3 protein-coding genes are annotated in these 3642 nt (G+C 70.1%); all 3 read left to right on the forward strand.

All coding sequences use genetic code 11. The annotated features are described in order from the left end of the window. The coding region (locus R1101_RS0118415; protein WP_016934821.1) for a ribonuclease J at positions 1 to 945 on the forward strand (945 nt) is incomplete at its 5' end. Positions 946 to 1022: 77 nt separating this feature from the next. Continuing rightward, the gene (locus R1101_RS0118420) at positions 1023 to 1649 is read left to right on the forward strand and encodes a TIGR03085 family metal-binding protein (protein ID WP_016934822.1); all 627 of its coding nucleotides are present in this window, start codon (positions 1023 to 1025) and stop codon (positions 1647 to 1649) included. Positions 1650 to 1741: 92 nt separating this feature from the next. Continuing rightward, positions 1742 to 3642 (forward strand): DNA translocase FtsK (locus tag R1101_RS0118425; RefSeq protein ID WP_016934823.1); only part of this gene is annotated, 1901 nt, incomplete at its 3' end.

Genomic DNA, 3642 nt, shown 5'->3' on the forward strand with positions numbered 1-3642 from the left:
AGATCACTCGACGTCGCCGAGCGTTACAACAGGCGCGTGGCGTTCGTCGGCCGGTCGATGGTCCGCAACATGCAGATCGCGCAGGATCTGGGTTACCTGAACGTGCCCGACGGCCTCGAGGTCGACATCGACACCGCCGCGAGCCTGCCCGACGACCGCATCGTGCTGGTGTCCACCGGTTCGCAGGGCGAACCGCTCTCGGCGCTGTCCCGGATGGCCCGAGGCGAGCACCGGCAGATCAACATCCGGGCCGACGACCTCGTCGTGCTCGCGTCGTCGCTGATCCCCGGCAACGAGAACTCCGTGTTCGCGGTCGTCAACGGTCTCGCCAAGCGCGGAGCGAAGGTCGTCACCCAGCAGAACGCGAAGGTGCACGTCTCCGGTCACGCGTCGGCCGGCGAGCTGCTCTATCTCTACAACGCGGTGCGCCCGACCAATGCGATGCCGGTTCACGGCGAATGGCGCCACCTGCGGGCGAACGCCGCCCTCGCCGAGGCCACGGGTGTTCCCCGCGAGCGGATCGTGCTCGCGGAGGACGGTGTGGTCGTCGACATGGTCGACGGGCTCGCGCAGATCGTCGGGCGGGTCCCGGTCGGTCACGTCTACGTCGACGGTCTGTCGGTGGGCGACGTGGGGGAGTCCACGCTCTCCGATCGTCTCGTGCTCGGCGAAGGCGGCTTCATCTCGATCTCCGTCGCGGTGGATGCCGCCACCGGCCGTGCGGTGAGCACTCCGGAGGTCTCGGGTCGCGGCTTCTCCGACGACCCGGCCGCTTTGAACGAAGCGGCGCAGCTCGTGGACAAGGCGCTCAACGAACTCGCCGCCGAAGGGGTCACGGAGACCCACCGCATCGCTCAGGGCATCCGCCGCGTCGTCGGCCGCTGGGTCGCCGACACCTATCGCCGTCGTCCGATGATCGTGCCCACGGTGATTCCGGTCTCCTGAACACGGTCGGCGCGGGCCCGGAGGACACACGGGTTCGCGCGATGGGCGAGGGCAGGAGCGATCGCTAGAGTGGCGGAATGAGCCTCGCCCGCAGCGAACGACATGCCCTCGTCCGCACCATGTCCGAGGTCGGACCCGACGCGCCCACGCTCTGCGGCGACTGGACGGTCCGGGACCTCGCCGCGCACCTGCTCGTCCGCGAGCGCCGAGTCGACGCGATGCCCGGCATCGTCGTCCCCGCCCTGGCGGGGCACACGGAGAAGGTGCGGCGCTCCACCACCGACCGGCAGTGGGCGCACCTGCTCGCCGACGTCGATTCCGGTCCGCCGAAGTGGTCGCCGATGTTCCTGCTCGATGCCGTCGCCAACGCGGCGGAGATGTTCGTGCACCACGAGGACGTGCGCCGTGCGCAGCCCGGATGGGAACCACGAGCGTTGTCGGCGGACGACCAGGACCAGCTCTGGCGGATCGCGCGGATGCTCGGCCGCAACAGTTACGGCGGGTGCGACGTCACCGTGGTGTTCGAGAGGTCCGACTCGGGGGAGAAGGTCACCGTGCGCAAGCGTGGACCGCGCACCGTCGTGCTGCGCGGCGAGCCGTCCGAACTCGTGTTGCACGCATTCGGCCGCGACGAGGTGCGGTTGGAGATCGAGGGCGACGAGCCGGCGGTGACCGAGCTGGCGGGATCGAAACGCGGACTGTGAGGACCGTTCCGGACGACGTGTGACCAGTGCCGCCGTCCGGTACCCGTGTTGCTGATGGTTCACGAGAGGTCCGTGCGGCTACCCTGGCGGATATGGCAGGAAAGTCGTCGGGTAGCCGCGGAACGTCGTCTACGACCTCTCGGTCGCGGACGGGAGCGCGGAGCTCGGGCGGCAGCACGGCCCGCGCCCGCAGTACGGGTGCCTCCACCTCGAAGAGCACCTCGACCGCGAAATCGAAGACGGCCGGTTCGGGCAGGTCCACCGCCGCGCGCAAGCCGCGCGCCGCGACGTCGACCACGAACCGCCGCAGCGGTGGCACCGCGCGCCGTGCCCCGGCTGCCGGTCGCAGACCCGCGCCTGCCCGGCCCCGGCGCAGTTCCGGGGGCATCCTCACCGCCGTCGGCCGCACCGTCGGTGCCGGCTGGATGATGACGGCCCGTGCCGTCGGGGCCACGACCCGCACGATGGGTCGCGCCACCGAGATCGAATCCGGCCACCGCCGCGACGGCATCGCGCTCGGACTGATCTCGATCGGTGTGATCATCGCCGGCACGGTGTGGTTCGGCGTCGGCGGCCCCGTGGGGGAGTGGGTCGAGGCAGCCGTCCGCGCCGTCACCGGCGGCGCGAGCGCGGTCCTTCCGCTCGTCGCGGTCGGGATCGCGCTGACCCTCATGCGCACCGAACCGCATCCCGAGATCCGTCCCCGGCTCGTCGTCGGCGGGCTGCTCGTCGGTCTGCCCGCCCTCGGCCTGTGGCACATCGCTTCCGGCTCACCCACGGACGCGGAGGGTCGCGCCGAGGGAGCCGGATTCGTAGGTGCCGCGGTGGGCGGGCCGCTCACCTCCGGACTCACCGTCTGGCTGTCCGTGCCGCTGATGCTCCTCGCGGCCGGCTTCGGAATCCTGCTGCTCACCGGCACCACGGTGCGTGAGCTGCCCGAACTGTTCCGCGACTATTTCGGTCTCGGTTACGGCGCCGACGACGAGTACGACGACTACGACGACCGTTACGGCGACGGCTACGGCTACGACGAGCCACCGATGTTCGATGTCGACGGTTACCCTCTCGACGAGGCGCCCGCGCCGAAGAGATCCAGACGCCGGCGCACCCCGGCGGACAACTATCCGCCCGACGAGTTCGACGGCGACGCGAAGACGGAGATCCTCCCGCTGTGGGATGACCGGGCACCCGAACCCGAGACGCCCGCGTCGCCCCCGCCCACGCTGGAGATGCCCTCGGTCGCGGAGAGTCGGGCCGCGGCGCCGGCCCCGGCTCCCGCGCGCAAGAAGCCGAAGCCCCCTCCGGCACCCGAGGTCGTCGACCAGACGTCCGAACCCGAGCCTGCCGAGACGTTCGTCCGCGACCGCGAGATCGAAGGCGACTACGCGCTTCCCTCGCTGGAACTGCTCACCAAGGGCGACCCGCCGAAGACGCGGTCGGCTGCGAACGATCAGATGATCGAGGCGATCACCGAGGTCCTCGAACAGTTCAAGATCGACGCCGCCGTCACCGGCTTCACGCGCGGCCCGACCGTCACCCGCTACGAGGTCGAACTCGGCCCGGGCGTCAAGGTCGAGAAGATCACCGCGCTCGCCCGCAACATCGCATACGCGGTGGCGACCGACAACGTCCGGTTGCTCGCGCCGATCCCGGGCAAGTCCGCCGTCGGTATCGAGGTTCCCAACACCGACCGTGAGCTCGTGCGCCTGTCGGACGTGCTCGCGGCCCCCTCGACCCGCCGCGACCACCATCCGCTCGTCATCGGTCTCGGCAAGGACATCGAGGGCGACTTCGTCTCCGCCAACCTCGCCAAGATGCCGCACCTGCTGGTCGCCGGTTCCACCGGTTCCGGTAAGTCCAGCTTCGTCAACTCGATGCTCGTGTCACTGCTCATCCGTGCGACCCCCGACGAGGTGCGGATGATCCTCATCGACCCGAAGATGGTCGAACTGACCCCCTACGAGGGCATCCCGCACCTGATCACGCCGATCAT

It is taken from the genome of Rhodococcus sp. R1101 (assembly GCF_000278445.1).
Taxonomy (GTDB): Bacteria; Actinomycetota; Actinomycetes; order Mycobacteriales; family Mycobacteriaceae; genus Rhodococcus; species Rhodococcus gordoniae.